General features: G+C 45.0%; 13 protein-coding genes. 1 reads left to right on the top strand and 12 read right to left on the bottom strand.

Annotation, left to right across the window (positions count from 1 at the left end):
* Positions 1-61 precede the first annotated feature (61 nt).
* From SHEWANA3_RS21965 to SHEWANA3_RS22020, 11 genes are all read right to left on the bottom strand, one after another.
* The gene (locus SHEWANA3_RS21965) at positions 62-427 is read right to left on the bottom strand and encodes a hypothetical protein (RefSeq protein ID WP_011711534.1); all 366 of its coding nucleotides are present in this window, start codon (positions 425-427) and stop codon (positions 62-64) included.
* 506 nt (positions 428-933) lie between these two features.
* The gene (locus tag SHEWANA3_RS21975) at positions 934-1,365 is read right to left on the bottom strand and encodes a hypothetical protein (RefSeq protein WP_011711535.1); all 432 of its coding nucleotides are present in this window, start codon (positions 1,363-1,365) and stop codon (positions 934-936) included.
* A 327-nt stretch (positions 1,366-1,692) separates the two neighbouring features.
* Positions 1,693-1,995 (bottom strand): hypothetical protein, encoded by a 303-nt coding sequence (locus SHEWANA3_RS21980; RefSeq protein ID WP_041413312.1) that lies wholly within the window; start codon positions 1,993-1,995, stop codon positions 1,693-1,695.
* 145 nt (positions 1,996-2,140) lie between these two features.
* Positions 2,141-3,160, bottom strand: coding sequence for a toprim domain-containing protein (locus tag SHEWANA3_RS21985; RefSeq protein WP_011711536.1), 1,020 nt, complete (start codon positions 3,158-3,160; stop codon positions 2,141-2,143).
* Between the two features lie 189 nt (positions 3,161-3,349).
* Positions 3,350-4,963 carry a hypothetical protein gene (locus SHEWANA3_RS23685; RefSeq protein ID WP_041413313.1) on the bottom strand — a complete coding sequence of 538 codons (1,614 nt, stop codon included), beginning with the start codon at positions 4,961-4,963 and terminating at the stop codon, positions 3,350-3,352.
* Between the two features lie 82 nt (positions 4,964-5,045).
* Positions 5,046-6,020: an AAA family ATPase gene (locus tag SHEWANA3_RS21995; RefSeq protein WP_011711538.1), complete on the bottom strand. Its 975-nt coding sequence runs from the start codon at positions 6,018-6,020 to the stop codon at positions 5,046-5,048.
* A 96-nt stretch (positions 6,021-6,116) separates the two neighbouring features.
* Entirely contained in the window at positions 6,117-7,184 is a 1,068-nt protein-coding gene (locus SHEWANA3_RS22000) for a DUF3150 domain-containing protein (protein ID WP_011711539.1), read from the bottom strand.
* A 178-nt stretch (positions 7,185-7,362) separates the two neighbouring features.
* A complete protein-coding gene (locus SHEWANA3_RS22005) occupies positions 7,363-7,758 on the bottom strand; it encodes a hypothetical protein (RefSeq protein WP_011711540.1) in 396 nt (131 codons plus the stop codon).
* A 344-nt stretch (positions 7,759-8,102) separates the two neighbouring features.
* Entirely contained in the window at positions 8,103-8,300 is a 198-nt protein-coding gene (locus SHEWANA3_RS22010) for a hypothetical protein (protein WP_037426827.1), read from the bottom strand.
* A 313-nt stretch (positions 8,301-8,613) separates the two neighbouring features.
* On the bottom strand, positions 8,614-8,985 hold the full coding sequence (locus tag SHEWANA3_RS22015) for a hypothetical protein (RefSeq protein ID WP_037426830.1): 372 nt from the start codon (positions 8,983-8,985) through the stop codon (positions 8,614-8,616).
* Positions 8,986-9,511: 526 nt separating this feature from the next.
* Positions 9,512-11,311 (bottom strand): ATP-dependent helicase, encoded by a 1,800-nt coding sequence (locus SHEWANA3_RS22020; protein ID WP_011711541.1) that lies wholly within the window; start codon positions 11,309-11,311, stop codon positions 9,512-9,514.
* Between the two features lie 151 nt (positions 11,312-11,462).
* Here SHEWANA3_RS22020 and SHEWANA3_RS22025 point away from each other — a divergent pair, with 151 nt between their 5' ends.
* Entirely contained in the window at positions 11,463-12,320 is an 858-nt protein-coding gene (locus tag SHEWANA3_RS22025; protein ID WP_011711542.1) for a hypothetical protein, read from the top strand.
* 41 nt (positions 12,321-12,361) lie between these two features.
* On the opposite strand, the gene traN is transcribed toward SHEWANA3_RS22025, so the two are convergent.
* Positions 12,362-16,045 (bottom strand): conjugal transfer protein TraN, encoded by a 3,684-nt coding sequence (traN, locus tag SHEWANA3_RS22030; RefSeq protein WP_244096632.1) that lies wholly within the window; start codon positions 16,043-16,045, stop codon positions 12,362-12,364.
* Positions 16,046-16,317 lie beyond the last annotated feature (272 nt).

Below are 16,317 nucleotides of genomic sequence, written 5' to 3' on the forward strand. Positions count from 1 at the left end.
TGAGTCTGCCCCATGGGGACAAAACTCACCCCCAAGGGTTTAAAAATCAAATTCGTTAAGGTTACAGCACTTCCTGTACTCGCAAATAGAGGTCTCTAACGCGATTTTTAGGTATGGTGCCGATGATCACTTGTTTGCCATCTTTGACAAAGTATTCCGGTGTCACAGGAACCCAGCGAGTTCTTCCGAGGCAAAATTTTGTATCTTTGTCTAATTTTTCCATCTCGTGACTTCTAAAAGTGAGCTCTCCCCGGTGGTTTTCGTCCACTCGTTGACTTGTGCCGTAAGCCAAGCGCAACTGTGTACCAGACGGGTCTGCATCAACAACTAAAACAGGACGGAATTTGGGGCCTGGCCGATTAGGATGTTCATCCGAAGGGAACCAGGCAAATAGAATGACCCCAACTAGGGCCGTAGGGTTACTCATAGGAACCTCGACCTAGTTGTAGGAAATAATTTGATTGAATTATGGTTTGCTGAATACCCCATTTCTCGCGAAGAAATCCTCAATGGACTCTCCTGCGATCGATGGCGAACAGTCACTCTGCATTCCTGCTGAAACGAAACGTAGAACCAATTGCTCAGTTGTAATACCGAGCTGAGAAGCTTTGGCCTCCAATTCTGCAAGAAGAGTGTCACGATCATCAAATCGAATTGTGATTGATGGCATGTTAGATACTCGTATAAAAAGTTTACTTGAGCATCGTAGCACGTTCTGTTGTAACATGAATATTCTCCTGTGGAACAACTAAACATAATTAGCTAACTCAAAAGATTCTTGAGCCATTTTCAGTGAAGTGGCATCAATCACCCTTGCTGAGTTCTCACCATCACAAATGAATTTTTTCATAGCGGATACCTATAAAGTTAATTAAAGGGAATCCGCCCTAGGGCAAAATTCCCTAGGGATGGTTAATCTATGTTGATTTATATTTATGCGGCTTCTCGAATGTAAGCACCAGAAGTCCAAGCGCTTGTCGCGATTCGGACTTCATATTGCTCACTTAACTCATCGAAAAGTTTTGTACTTGCAGAAGCATGATGGAAAAGAGCCAAAGGATTAAATTCCCAAGGTTCTGACCAATTCGCTTCTTTGATTTGTACGCTGATAGCGATGTAGCTACACCAGCTGGTTAACAGCACTTTATAAAAGCCGTTATCAGCGATAATTTCTCCATCTCTAGTGCGAACATTAAATGTTGGCTCAGTGAATGATTTCGGTAAAAGAGACTGAACTGTCTTTTTTACGTTCTCAATAAACCACTGAGTCTCGTCGTGCAACTCCCAAGGTTCCCAAGCTTCATCAAATGGTAATTCGATATGTACGGTACTTGCGTTTGCTAGACAAAAATGACCTGCGCCCATAACTCACTCCTAAAAATTAATTAGTAAAAAAGTAAAATGGTGCGCAGGCCTTGAGGCTATGCACACCTCAAGGGTTTTGGCTTTAAGCGGTACTTAAAGCATTGTTAGACCTTAACGTAGGTTCGACGGGCTTTCGCCAATACATGACCGCAGTACAAGAATCATCAAGTACATTAGTCATGCAAAATCCAACTGTATTTAAAGTAGTCGATTTACGACGGTCTTAAACAAGGTTGGAAGGGTTGCTCGGTTAGCACTGAGGCCGTTACCGAGTAGTCATCAAAGTTGGCCACTCGGTAACGGCCCCGCGTTGGCAGGGCTTTGGAATTAACTATCAAAGGGAACCCTGATAGTGATACCTGCGGGGGGTGACTTCCGGCTAAGAACGTATCCAAGCACTTCACCGCAATCGGTGTGAGAGCTTGTGATCATTCGCTCACCATCTGTCTCAATGAACCGCCATACGCTAAAGGATTCCTCCTTTTTCACGCTGGGGTGCAGGTAGTTTTTTCCGTTGATGTGGATTTCTTCTCCTGTAGATTTCTGGCTCGGTATCGGCTGAAACTCAAGGAAAAAGCTCACTTCATCAACGTAGTTCGTTGGGCAGTTTGGAAAGCCGTTTTGACTCATATTCACTCCATTAGTTTATAGAGTGAGGGCTTCCCATTGAGGGCTTTCGCCCTCGCTGTGTGTGGTATTTAGGTGTTCATCTCAAAGCAGACTGTTATTAATCCACTTTAAAATGAACACCTTTTGTAAGGTATTCATTTACGACTCAAGCCGCTGTCGGTTTTGATAGTTGATTGTATTCATCAAGCCAATCAATTCCTTTCGAACCCGCTGGTATTGCTTGCTTTGGGAAAAATACCCGAGCCTCAACACCATGCGATTCTAACCGCTTCCTGAGATTTTCCGCTGCCGCCTGACCTGCGCCAGAAACGTCTTTATCAGCAAAAATGCTGACTCGTTTTACACTCGATGGTATGTGAACAGCTTCTAACAATCTATCGCTGTAACACGCCCACGTCGGTAAACCGGACATCTCTCGCACTGCCAGAGCAGTCTCAATGCCTTCAGCAACAGCCAAGTGTTCCCCAGGATGATAATCAAGGCGGATAGCTCCACCTCTTATATCACCTGGTGGTGACATCATCTTTTTGACGTCTTCCACATTGGCCTTATTACCTTCGGGTGTCAGGTAGATCCGGTGCAATGTCAGGGGCTTTCCTTCTTTATCGAAATAAACGCCTAACATCGCTGGAGTCCAGCTTTTCACTATTTTCCCATCGACATTGCTGACGTTCAGACACGATTTAATACCGCGCAGTGTATTGGGTAAGTCAGATACATCTAAACCGCGTTTAGACAGATAAGCCTTCACATAATCAGCTTCCATTGCGAGAACGGATTTTGACCACACCTTGCGTAATGACTCGGTACGTTTTGCAACATCTTCAGGAGGTAATTTGTACTCGGCAGGTTTGCAGGAACCCGATGCCACGTACTCAGAATCTAATTTCAGATTAGCCAAACGACTGATTTCATCGCAGGCCTTCATCTTCGGTAGATCAAGTACGTATGCCACCGTATCAATCACATCCATGTAACCAACCCCGTTGAGGTAAGTAGAACCATTGGATGCAATTCGAAACACGGTTGTCCCACTCCCCGTCCGAGGATCAGGTACTTGAGATGGTTTCTTGCGTAGCGCTTCGCTGAGCGCCGGAATTTTGCCGTAAATGTCTAACGGATTAACGCTAGACCGAATAGCTTGGATTTTTTGTATTGCGTCCATAAATGCTCCTTTACTCAGGGGATCTTTGATACCCACTAACTAGAGAACGCATCAAAGATCCCCCGAGGGAAATCTAGGACGAACACACAGAGAGAGCGATTGCAGGGAAGCAATCAAACTGCGTATTCATGCGCTAAATGGCGCACTTCTCCCTAGAGGGGAAGTACGCCCCTCTAGGGATTAATTGTGTTAAATGTGTTGCTTAAGCAACTGCATTAACTGTTTCGGTAACTCGTTGACGTGGTCGATACAGGCTACTTTCAGGTCTTTAAAACCAGTAAACCTTACGTCCACCTGACCAATGATGACAGGCAAAACCACAACGCCATGCTGAGCTAACCAATCGAGTGAACCAACCACTTCATGCGGACAGTCTGGTTGACCATCGGTAATCACAAACATCACCTTTTTTTGCGATGACTGTAAAATGAGCTTGCTGCCCATTTCCATCATCGCAGCTCCAGTGCTTGTGCCGCCGAGGTCTGAATAGGGCAAGACCGAAGGTGTTTTCTTCTGAGCAAAACCTTTTAGCTCAAGATAAAACTCACCAAACAGCGATAATGACGTCAAAACACCACTCTGTTTTTCAAGAGCCTGTGTCATTGCCATTGCCGCTTTTGTTGCTACACAAGAGCGGTGTGTATCGTCATCCGGATACCCCATAGAACCTGAAGCATCAAGCAACACACCTACAGATAGGTTTGCCGCGACATCACGACGGATGTTTTTGGCGCCAGGGTTACCCAGATAAGCATCGACCAACCGATCCTCGTCTAACTCTCCAAACTGCGTCACGCCGGATAATTTCATGTTTCGTTGTCGAAACATGACCTTAATAGCATTGGTGACAGCGCCATTCACCTGCAGATTTGCCGCAGGGAAAACACTGTTTGGATTACCACGCAACAACTCCTGCACAGTGTAAGGAATGACTTTGATTGGTTTAGGAACACGAGAATAGTTACTCATATCTTGCTGATCTCGGTGAGCCTCTAACAGTTTGCCTACGTCCAAGTCCTCGAAAGGTTGCTCCAAATCGATTTCGTTGAACCCTGCGCTATTGCTAAGAGCCTTACCGCTTGGCTTGCCGTTGCTTTCACCTTCAGCATCACCTTCAGCATCACCTTCAGCATCACCTTCCGCTTCACCTTCACCTTCCGCTTCACCTTCAGCTTCACCTTCACCTTCAGCTTCACCTTCAGCTTCTTGCTGATTAGCCTGTTGCATTGCCGCAAGCTCTAACAGAAGGTTTTCTGCCAACTCACGCACTTCTAAGGTGTCTTTCGCCGTTTGTGCAAGCTGTGCGTATTTCAAACACAACTTATCAAGCTCCAGTGTTACCCAATCAAATCCAGCTAATGCTGGTTTGATCGCAGTAATCCCGTTTTCAAGGTTTCCGACTAGAAGTACGTAATACAAAATGTCGTCGAGACAGTTTGTAAACTCACGCTTGGTAATGATGTCTACCAATATTCTTCGGCTTGATTGATAAGACTGTATTGCGCCAGGAAATTCCCTGATATTGCGCAAGTCGATTCTTATGTCCTCAAGCACGTTGATTGCGTTTTTCAACGCTGTACTGGTCTGCTGCATGACGTTTCCGATTGCACTGAAGTTGGTGTGATTGAGATGGGCCGACTCGTGAAGTAACGAGCAAACCATCTGATCCCACGGGCCAACCCCAATGACAATTCTTTTACCGTTGGTGTAAGAACTGCCACCAGCAATCGTGACGTTAACGCCTTTGCGAGTTAACGCATTCGACAGCATCGAGAATGACGCTTGTTCAGTATTTCTTTTCATTTCTCACTCCAATTGCACCCGTAAGGTAAAAAAAAATGGGGTGAGAAAGCCCTTGGGGGCGTACTCACCCCCAAGGGTTAAATTAAGCATTCGCAGCTGTTAGCGATTGCGTAAACATTTCAGCTAAATGCAGCTTGCCCAACTCATTAAGCGCTAGACGCTCTTCAGGAGTTGAAGCGGCTGTAAACACAATCTCAAACACCTCCTGCATCGTGAAGTCAGGCAACAACTCCCACATTACCGCCCAATCAACTAAAACACGAGTTGATAGTGCTGATTGAATGCAGTGCTGAGAATTGCCGTTGACAGCATCGGTGTTCATCGCATCACGTACCGTTTTGGCAAATTTCGCCATCGCAAGACGAATACGATAAGACAGCTTAGTCATATCACCGAGAATATCTGTATCCACAGAAATTGCTGGATATTCAAAGCCAATCCAAAGGAAGCGACGTTTAACCGCCTCGTCCATATCGGATGAAATCGAACCGTAACGGCCAGACATGTCGGCTATACCTGGGGTCTGACACGTTGCAATTACTCTAAAGAGCGGGTGAGGATTTACCACCTCGCCAGTTTTCTCAATCGCAAGAGGTTTGCCCTCGAGGATTGGGTGAAGACTAGCTAGCAGGTCGAATGAGCCTTTATCCAGCTCGTCCAGCAACAGAATACCGCCTTCGCGATACGCTTTGACCACCACGCTCTCTTCAAAAACGGTTTCACCATTTTTGATACCAATGTTGCCCTTCAGCGTTTCGGGGCGCATGGTTTCACTCACGGATACTCGGTGCAGAGATAAGCCAAGAGAAGCCGCAAGAAACGCGACAAACTCCGTTTTACCCGTACCTGTTTCGCCATAACAAGCCAGTGACATGTTACGGCTCTTTCCGAACATCCAAGTCAGCGCAATGAGCAAATTACGCTCGTTTGGTCTGTACTTGGGGTTCACTTTTGGCACGTTAGCCATACCTTCAAAAACAGCGACCATTTTACCGCTTAAAGTTGGGCATAATGGGAATACTGTTGCACCGGATACTTGTTTAGCTTTAATAGACATAACTCACTCCAAAATTTTAGAAATGCCCGTAAGGCATTAAAATAAAAGGGTGAGTCTGCCCCATGGGGACAAAACTCACCCCCAAGGGTTTAAAAATTAATTAAAAAACGCAGCAAAAGCGGCATCTAACTCGGCACTTAATTCCGAGTGCTCCACTTCTTCAGTCACTTTTGCCGTTGTAACTTCCGTTTCACCACTGTCTTCTGTGGATCCGCGTAACGCATGTAGCAACTGAGCGACATCTTCATCAATCTCAGCCATAGGCTCGTTAACAATTTCAGGCTCAACCATCGCTTCCAAGCCTAGTTCGTCGTATGACGTTAACAGAGTTTCAAGCGCGGTTTTGTTGCTTAATGACGTTAGTAACAGCCGTAACAAACCTAACGATTTGCTATCCAGTTGCCCATTCTTAGGGAACGAGTTGCGCATCTCATTGAGACATGCCGCAAGTCCGACCCAAGTATCAGAAAGAAAACTGAAGTTCGCCGCCTTTGCTTCCATATCAGCAAGGAATGAAATTGCCTTTTGACCAATCACGTCGCCGCGACCAATCTTATTCAACACATCCTCTGACAAATCCGCAAATTCTTGAAGCAGCTTTTTATCCAAGTGAGTATCAGCAGCAGCCGATTCATCATCGGACATAGAACCGATAACGATAGACATTGGTGGGCTCATGCTCATATAGAAGCGTGATTCCACGTCACTGACAGTAGGCGCATCACGGCGAATGAATCTTGCCGCTTCAGGATGTGCCGCACACTGGTTATCCAGCAGCTCTTCGTAATCTTTCACGAAGGCTTCTGCTTCCTCATTAAAAGCACGCTGAATTGCTTCAAAGCGAATTTTTAAGGTATCGAACTCACTCTCAGGGACTAACCACCCACCCCAAACAGGAATGCCAGCAGTATCCATGAGTCGCTTAGCTCTCATGTAATATTTACTGACGAATTTAAGGGCTGATTTATCAACCAAGAACTTACGAGGCTTCTCTGTGACTTCTGACACGTCCCCACCTTGATCATCAAATACCTTTGATGATTTCTCTGACTTCTTGCCCGAAAAGGACGAGAAATCTAAAGACAGATGGAGACCTTTTTGGCCTTGCAATGAAGCAATTTTGGCCTGACGTGCAGCGATGTTACCTGCGGTATTAAATTTCATGACTCACTCCAAATATGCCCGTTAGGCATAAAAAAAGGGTGAGTCTGCCCCGGGGGGACAAAACTCACCCCAAGGGTTAATAAATTGATTTGTTCACCAGCTGCAGCAGTCAAACTCCGTTGGCGTTTTATGGCTCGGATTTTACTGATGCAATTGGATATGCTGGAGCGATACTGACTCAAAATAGTGCCAATGATTCGCCCCAAGAAATAGTCTGCCAAACGCCTTCGCCATTTCGCAATTGCGATTGCTGCTTAGTGCGTTTTTTAGACCAAGTTTCGTTGTTGAGCTTTATTCTGGCATTGACGATTTCAACTGGGTCAACGACGTCTAAGACACCATCCCTCAGTAAATCACAATCTAAACCAGCATAACGACAAGCAACTAGAAACTGCTCTGAAAACACCCAGTCAAGAATGTCTTCCGCTTCAGTCACCGAATCTCTCAGTAACTCCAGATTTGCAGAAATGATTCCGTCCCAAAAAGCGCGACATTGTTCAGCGCTCCAATCAACAGATTCATGAATGCCTAATTCACCCAACGATTTCTCGCGGGTTTGATATTTTTTAGCCATACCCACTCCAAATAAATAAGTTGCGGGTACGGCCCTTTAGTGGGCAGAACCCACAAGGGAAAAAATGCTTAACGCAGCATCAAAGCGCCCTTTCGGGAGATTGTGATGGTCAAACTAGATGCTCTAGTAGACGCACCACAACCAAACAACAACTCGGCAATTAAATTCCAGTTTCGCGTAGGCGATTGGAATACTGATGTTCAGCGCTTAATTGGGAGTTGTTGTGAGGAAGCATGGAGTGGTACTAAGCAAAATAGGCTTGAAAAAACCCACTTTGGTTAGTTGTGCCAATCAGCACCGGCACTGATTGGCTGACACGTCCGTAAGACGGTCTTACTAGCCGGTTAGATAACACCTAGAGTTTCCTCTGGTGACAGAATGTTTTGAGATTTTGCCCAAACTGATAAACGCTCAGCCAGTTCGCCATGATCACTGCTGCTCACATCAAAACCAACCTTGCTTGATGTAATAGCAACACATTTTTCAGACGCGGTAACGAGCACATTCAGATCAGAGAAGAAAATCGCAGATAGTGTAGACATAAGTAAAATTCCTGTTTATAGAGTGTCGCTAGTGCTGTCTATTGCGAAAGAGCATTAGTGACACCCCATAAACAGTCCTAGAGGACGCTTAAGTGATGTCGATTTACAGTGGTTAATTTGGCATTACCAAACTAGGCCCAATCTCTCTAATACAGGTCTAACTAAAAACAGATAGATAGTCATAAAACCCATAAAGATTGCCGCAAATACGATAGCGTCCATAGTCTCACTCCAGTTTTAATAAAATAAAAAAGAAAAGGGGTGAGAACGCCTTTTAGGGCAATTCATCACCCCAAAAAGGTAGGTTTGTTAATCAATGTAACAAGTTGAATAGATTCCGTTTGGCCAAGCGTGTACGTGCGCCAGAGTCAAGCAAGGCATACGTAAAACTGTCTTGAAGCTCTAAAGGGAGTCGATTCATTAGTTCTTTAAATGTCGCAACCATCTCTGATTTCAAAGATTCAGCCGCAGATAAATAAAGGGTCCCACACAACTCACCAGCTAAATCAGCATGGAATTTGGCGTTTTTTTGAATTTTTGAATTGACATCACGAAACGGAGAATCGTTAAGCAAGGCAATCTGAGCTGAAGCAGTTTGAATCTCGCCTTCAGCGTCACAAAGTGTGATTTTTTGATTAAGGGTGATCTGATGCAGAACACTCTCGGCCGAAAAAATACTATTCATAGTTCACTCCAATAATTAAAAATTGGGTGAACAATCCCTGTGGGGGAATATTCACCCACAAGGGAAGATATTTAGAAAATCTAAACATCTGGTTTCAGGTCGCTAATCTGAATTGAGTCTGAGTCCGAGGCTAACGGAGACTTTTGGTTGCTGCGTAGCAACACCTTTTGAACTAAACGCCGAATCTATCTAACTGAATTTTTCAGTGATAGATTTTTCGTAAAGAAATGGAAAGCTGATATTCAGCGAGCCAGACGTTTAGGTGGGAGGTTCGGCTGTGCAATTGCACTAGGAAATCGTTATTTCCTAGTGAAACTGGAGGTAAATCAGAAATAGCTAAAGCCACCGATACGAAAGCCATGAACAGGTGTGTACATCATGGCCCTGAAAAGAATGCCTACTGAAAAGTAGAACACTTAGAAAGGCGAAGGGCATCCGCCCACATACACATTATTTTAATTTCACTGGTTTGTCAATCTGTCAGTTTAAGCGTAAAACCCCACACTTCTTTAGGGGGTGGAGGATGTCAAGCGGCGTCAAAATCGTCAGCATCGTCTTCATATCCAGACTCCAGCTCTACAACCCTTTCTTTGTTAACCTCGTACAGAAACTCACTGGGCTCACTGGTGTAACTCATAGTGAGCGACGAGATAGCGCGGGTCATGGCCACATACATTAATCGACGTTCTTCCGCTATCTTACCCTCTGCTAACGCCTCTTTGCTCGGGATGGTTCCTGTGTCGCTCCCCACAATCCACACGTTGTCGAACTGCAAACCTTTTGAAGAGTGCATAGTGATCAATGACAGCTTAGGTGCGGCCTCTTCTGATTGGTCTTTACGCTTTTTGCAGTCTAACGAAGACTTCAGTTGCGCAATACTTTCGCCCAGGCTCTCCCAGTGACGTCCAGCAATGACATCACCGACGACTTGAGCATGTTTTTGGTCGCGCTTATCGAGGTGTATGGCTAACAATTTAACGATAGATTGCATGTAGGTTCGCTTAGCATCCTCACGCCCTGCAGGTATGTCATGCCAGGCTTCAGCTAATGAGTGGAACTTTTGCAGGTCAGCATGATGACCAATCTCCGCATGTTTAAGGCCGCCAAAGGTCGTTTTCGCCGTCCGGCATAAACCAATAATTCTTGCCGTTTCCGCCTCTGGCACTGACAAAGCCGCCAAAGCCCGATGCAGGGTATGGTCATCATGTTTGCCTGAAATCACAGAGGCAATTTGAATCAAGCTGTAGGGTGCTACGCCATCAAAAAACGACTTACCGCCGCGTCGATTGTACTCAATGCCATGACCCTGAATAACCGTTTCAACGCGGTCAAGGATGGCATTGTTCCTCGCAATTACTGCCCACGTATGAGGCTCTTTGCTCACCGCATCTAAAATCTGGTTAAGCTGGTTATCCATCGTGCCAGACTTAATGATTTTGACAGTACCTTGCTCTTCCCTAACCGCATTCATCGGCTTATCAATCCTATCGGGGTTATTGAACTTAATCAGCATCCCCGCTCGATTCAGGATTTCCTTTGAGCATCTAAAGCAGTCTCTTAACACGTAAGCATCTGCGTTAAACTCTGACTGAAAGGCCACCATATTGTCGTATCCTTGGCCACCCCTAAACGAGTAGATAGCTTGATCGTCATCACCAACGACCACCAGCTTTTTACCAAGCAGCGCGTGTTCACGTAGCCACATGTATTGCAGTGCATCGGTATCTTGAAATTCGTCTACCAGAATATGCGTAGCCGACACAGGAGGGATTTCCCTTTGCGCCAGCCAGCTCACGGACAATTGGCATACGACGTTAAAATCCGTCTTGCCCTGCTTAATCAGCATATCTTTGTAAAGCTCGTACAAGGCAACTTCTGTGCCACTATACTCTTTTGACAGGTCTTGGCTTCGGCCCATTTCATCAAACAGCCTAACAACGTCCGGCACCTTAAATCTGAACTTATCAATGAGGTCTAAATGGTCAGCTTCATTGAGCACCGACTTAACGAACAGCATTAACTCATTGGCCATTAATAACCGGCGATTAAGTTTGCCGCGAGTCATCGCTAACGCAGTTGAATGAAAGGTACTGATAGTTACCCGTTCCATAGCTCGTGGGGTAAGGGCGTGAAGCATTCGCTCAGTGAGCTCAACACGAGCCGCATCCGTGAACGTAAGTAAATGGACAGAATAGGCGCCATCTCTGGACAGTAAACGCTTAGTCAGCTCTACCAAAACATAGGTTTTACCACTTCCAGGTAATGCACAAACAAGGGTATTGTCGTCACGTTCGATGACTAACCCCTGATCTTTTGTTGAGCCCATTTAAACTTCACCATTAAATTTATGTGTTGCGCGAATGATAAGTTTCGTAAGCTAAACAATCAACCTTTTAACCACTCTTCTTATATTTCAAGAAATTTGCCAAGTATTAGGCCTGTGTTAACATTGTTGGTAATTCAGGTAGGAGTTCGACATGAAAAAATCAATCATCGCATTATCAGCATTAGTCGCTAGTTCAGTATTTGTATCAGCGACAGCAAGTGCTGCTGAAACAAAGTCATTCGATCAATTAGCTATTCAATCAGACGATTCGTTTGCTCTAAAAGTGCTAAAAGCAGCTGGAGGCGATAAAAACACTCAAGACATTGAACTATCTGCGGAAGATTGGCAAAAGGTTAATGGTGCTTCAGGCTCTGTCATGGCGATGAATATGGCTGCAGGCACTGCTGGTATTGGCGCATTCGGTGGCAGTGGATTAAGTGGCGGTTTAATGAATGCAGGCTTGTTCTTTCTCGGAACCACGAACAAAAAGCCTTTAGCAAAGTTTAATCTTATTCAAGTGATTCCTGCCGCAGATTTGGTAGGACATTCTCAGCAATTAGCCGACTATTTAGGCAAAGATGTTGGAACTGAATATAAGATAGGAAGTGTAAAAATTGGGAGCAAAATGACTCACCCAATGTTTGTTAAGGATTCTAAAGCCCAGTTAGCGCCAAACAAGAAAGAGGCAGGTTGGGCATGGTTAACTTATGGCGTCGCCACCCCAGCGACATCATTAAATGCTGAACAGGCATCTTCCTTATTTGATCAATCATTTGAGGTTGGAGACTATTTAGTAGTTACAACGTCAGTGAGCACTTGCGGAGAGCTAGTGCTGCTAGATAAGTTAAATGCTATCTCGACCACTTATCCAACTTACCTATATGTGCCTCCGGTGGATGCTGTTGCGAATAGAGACTGCCCCGATGCTGATAATTTGAGAGCAAAATATCAGCAGGTAATCGACCTGAATAAAAAACAGACCCATTTATTCATCAAACCTAAAGCCTAACAAAAAGGCCGTTACAATAAACGCTGTAACGGCCTTTGTTTTTATACAGGACAGCTTGGCGGTCTTGGGAAACCTGAACAATCTAAGTTAGTTGCAGGAGATGCGTTCTGGAACGCTTCTCGAACTTTAACACCAGTGTCAACCCCTAACTGATTTTTAATCCTGTCATCGGCACTATCTCGAGCTTCTCGGTTAACCACAGCGTCTTCACCCGTCTTTTCCATGTCTGGTTCAGGGAACATACCTGATTCAGTCATCAACCCTACCCATTCGCTGAAATCCACTTTACCCAAGTCGATATTTGCTAGCTCGTCTAGAGTCAATCCGCGACACGTTTCGTTGTCATGCCATGACACCGGATTTTGACCTAACTGAATAATTACTTGCTCCATAATTATTCTGGCCAAGGTACTCTTGAAACAACAATACTCGTTATGGGCCTTGTCGGTACATATCCCTAATGTCTTTTTACAAGGAACCTTACGGACAAAGAAACACTTTCGTTCTTTCAGCTCTGTACCCATTTTCAGCTCTTCGTCATCACAGGCCGTCAATATCGTATAAAGCAATTTCAGCATGTTATAGATGGTGTAAAGCATCATAACGAAAGAAAGTGCTGCGATGAGGTTGCCGACAATCCCTTCCATCGCTTGAGCACCTGCTTCCTCCCCAGCCATCTCAACCCCAAGCGCTTCGGCTCCTGAGAGAATCGCTTCCTGCATCGCCTCAGGCATGACATCATATACCCACTGGTAGATTTCAGTTTTTACCGTATCGATTGAGGTAGCCAAATCAGTGAAAAAGTCAGTAACAACGGATCCGGCTTCTCCAGAAACTGTGGTTGCTGCGTTGCCAGCTGTAGCCGTAGCTTCGGAAGAAAAGGATTTACCAAGATAATCCCATGCACCTTTTGCGGCCTCCGTCGCTGGTTTAGTTGTGTCAGATACCCAATCAACAGCATCATTCCAACCACTTTTTACCATGCTCCAGCCTTTTTTGGCATATTCCCCGCCTAAATACTCATTCACCCACGCGTTCTCACTGGACACTGCGTTTTGCCCAGCTTTGAAGGTCATTAATGACAGTTTAAATAGGTTGGATGTGGTATCGGTGCCTTTGGTGGAGCAGCAATCATTTACCTTGAGTTGATCCCAGCTACATTGCTCAACACTGCCAACGAACACTTGGCAGGTATCAGGATTAGTAGGGTCAGTACATGATGACCCATTGTCTAATTCGTTTATAGCCGCGTACATCGCAGCAGTTTGAACAAAGTCTGTATTGGTCTCTTTTGCTTTTGTTTCGCAATTGCCATTCACACATGAAATATCGGTAAAACAGGTATTATTCTCTACTATTTCAGTTTTAGTTATGACCGAACCGCTCTCGCAGCGATAAGTCACATCCCACCCAAAACATGTATTAGTTGCCGAATCAAGCCACCCCTCCGCGCACGTAGATGACTCAATACTGCATTTTTCATCTGACGTATACTGACTGCACTGATCACCCATTGTCCGAATGTCAGAATACCCAACTGTTCCACCATTAAAGGGTAGTCGATTACCCTTAAGAGGATCACACACATAATCTTCCATGTGCGCATACATGCAAGGAGTAAGGCCATCGTCCCCCTCGTATAAAGGATCTAGATTGACAAGTGCAAACATATCCTTGGTTTTTTCTAACGCATCGATAACTTGTTGGTCTGAGGATATATCACGCAGTACTTCCCAATGAGCGAGATAAAGTGGTGCGTTAGCACGTTTGGTCCAATCTTCTGAGGTATTCCCTCGCCCAATGATAATTCGACGTTGCTTTAAAGAGTCAAAACTTCCACCGTACATCTGCTTAGCATCAAAAATCTGGCCATTCTCATTGTAAAACCGAGATGTAACACCGTTGTTTATTTTGACAGCAAATACAGACCATTTATTCCGCCTGGGTAGGACGTTTACAAACTCTGTACCATACATACCTGGGCCACTGTAGATACTATGAGTTTGAAACCCAATTCCCTCTTTGCATACCCATAGACCGTCGTCGTTCTTATTGTCACCTTCATCATCAGTGGTACCAACTATGTTGCCGCAGTTTGATTTAGTCCCATTTGCCAAACTTGGGTCAAAATCCCTACGCATAACCATTAATATTACGTCATTTGCCCCAGACACCGCCTGAACCCCCGGAGCACCATCTATATCCGAAAGATTTAGCACACCACCGTTATTGATTAACTCAGAATCTAATCTAGCATCGCATTTCCAATCAGATGCCGTACAAAAACTGTCTGGCGTTGACAACGATGCCTCACATCCTTCTGGTGACTCAACAATGTCCTCAACCCAGTTTGCAAGCAAGTCTTGATCGAAATTGATAGTGATACTGGTATACCCTTCCCCCAAATTTTTTACGGATAGCAACTGTTCGACGGTCAGAGTGCGATTCTTTGCTAATGCAGTCTGGAATGGCACAGTCACATCAATGGGGGACGCAGTTATGGTGTTACCAATATCGGAGCAAGACTGTCCATCTAGTGGGAAAGTCGAAGACTGGTTAAGAATTGTGTCATTAACTGATAATTTAAAATAATCGTCATATCTCGATTTCCCTATAGTCGCGGAAACAATGTTTATTCCGTCAAGCAATCTGAACGATGAAGCATTGCGATAGACTTTACACGTACCATCATCATTGTCTGGCAGAGCGTTATCCGTTTCATCTCCCAAAATGATTGAAATACAGCGTTTACCGCAATACCCAAACCCACTGCCAAAGATTTTATTCTCGTTTGGTGGCGTTAAAATTCGTTCTCTATTACAGCTTGAAAGATTGTTTCTGTTTGGCTTAAAGCACTCTTCGATAGTATTTTTAATCAGTGAGTCATCGATAGTAGTTTTAGTGACAGTGTCCGTCGAACAATCCCCGAAAAATTGTCCTCCACTACCATTAAGAATGTTTTGCTGTTCCTGTGCTCCCGATTTAAGGAATGAGGCATCCTTACCAATAGTGTGTGGAGGATTCTTGTTTTGAGCATCGAGCAATGTCAGGTAAGCATTGGCACTATGATCTTGCGCATCATTCGTTTCATCTTGATTTGCCCCTACAACGGGCTCTGACTTTCCATAAGCCGTGTTTCGCTCAACGGCCTCTTTAATCGATTTTTGTTGCGCCTTTTCGTCCTGATAAGTACCTGTTGCAGATACGTTGTAACCGTTATTGGAGTCAAGCCCGAGCATATCAGCATTGGTCATATTAGATGTGGTCATATCTGTTTGACCAACATTCCGGTAATTAAGCTTAATATTGTTAGTTGTGCCTCCTGGCAGCTCAATGGCGCCTACCGCGGATTTGCCAAAATCGCGGCCCATCTGCATAAAGTAATCAGGATCTGATAAGTTTCCCTTCGCCGTAATACAGGTATTGCTGTAGGGATCTAACTCTTTTCCAGTTGGACAACTGGCGACAGAACCCGAGGAATTAACACATGAACCGTTCATTAACGTCTTACCTGCCGGGCAGCTCGGGGCAGTCCCAGGCATACACTGACTACCATCTTGATAGTAGCCTGCCGGACAGCTTACAGTTGATACAGTGGTTTCGACTTTCTGGCAGTTGTCATCACCGGCAGGCGTGTAGCCAGTTGGACAAGTGGAAATGGTTCCCTCATACAAGGTTCGCTTACAGGTTGATTCGTTTTGCTTTTGCCAGCTTTGATCAGGCAATGTAACTGAGACCGTCTCGTCCTTTTTACAGAGTCTGAGGTCTACATAGGTTTGTGGGCAAATTTGCTCTACTGTTTCTGCCGCCCCACCTTCATCCGGGCAAGTTTTACCCAATGGGGTCTGCAGTTTAAAACAAATTCCATTGCTAAATGTTGTGTACCCTGTGGGGCAACTAGCCCGAGATGAAGCGCTTTGCCTTGCTGAACAAAGGTTAGGATACAGAGGGTCATGATAGTTCCACGATTGTTGAGAGTCCAACCAGTTTGTCCCAG

This window comes from Shewanella sp. ANA-3 (genome assembly GCF_000203935.1).
Taxonomy (GTDB): domain Bacteria; phylum Pseudomonadota; class Gammaproteobacteria; order Enterobacterales; family Shewanellaceae; genus Shewanella.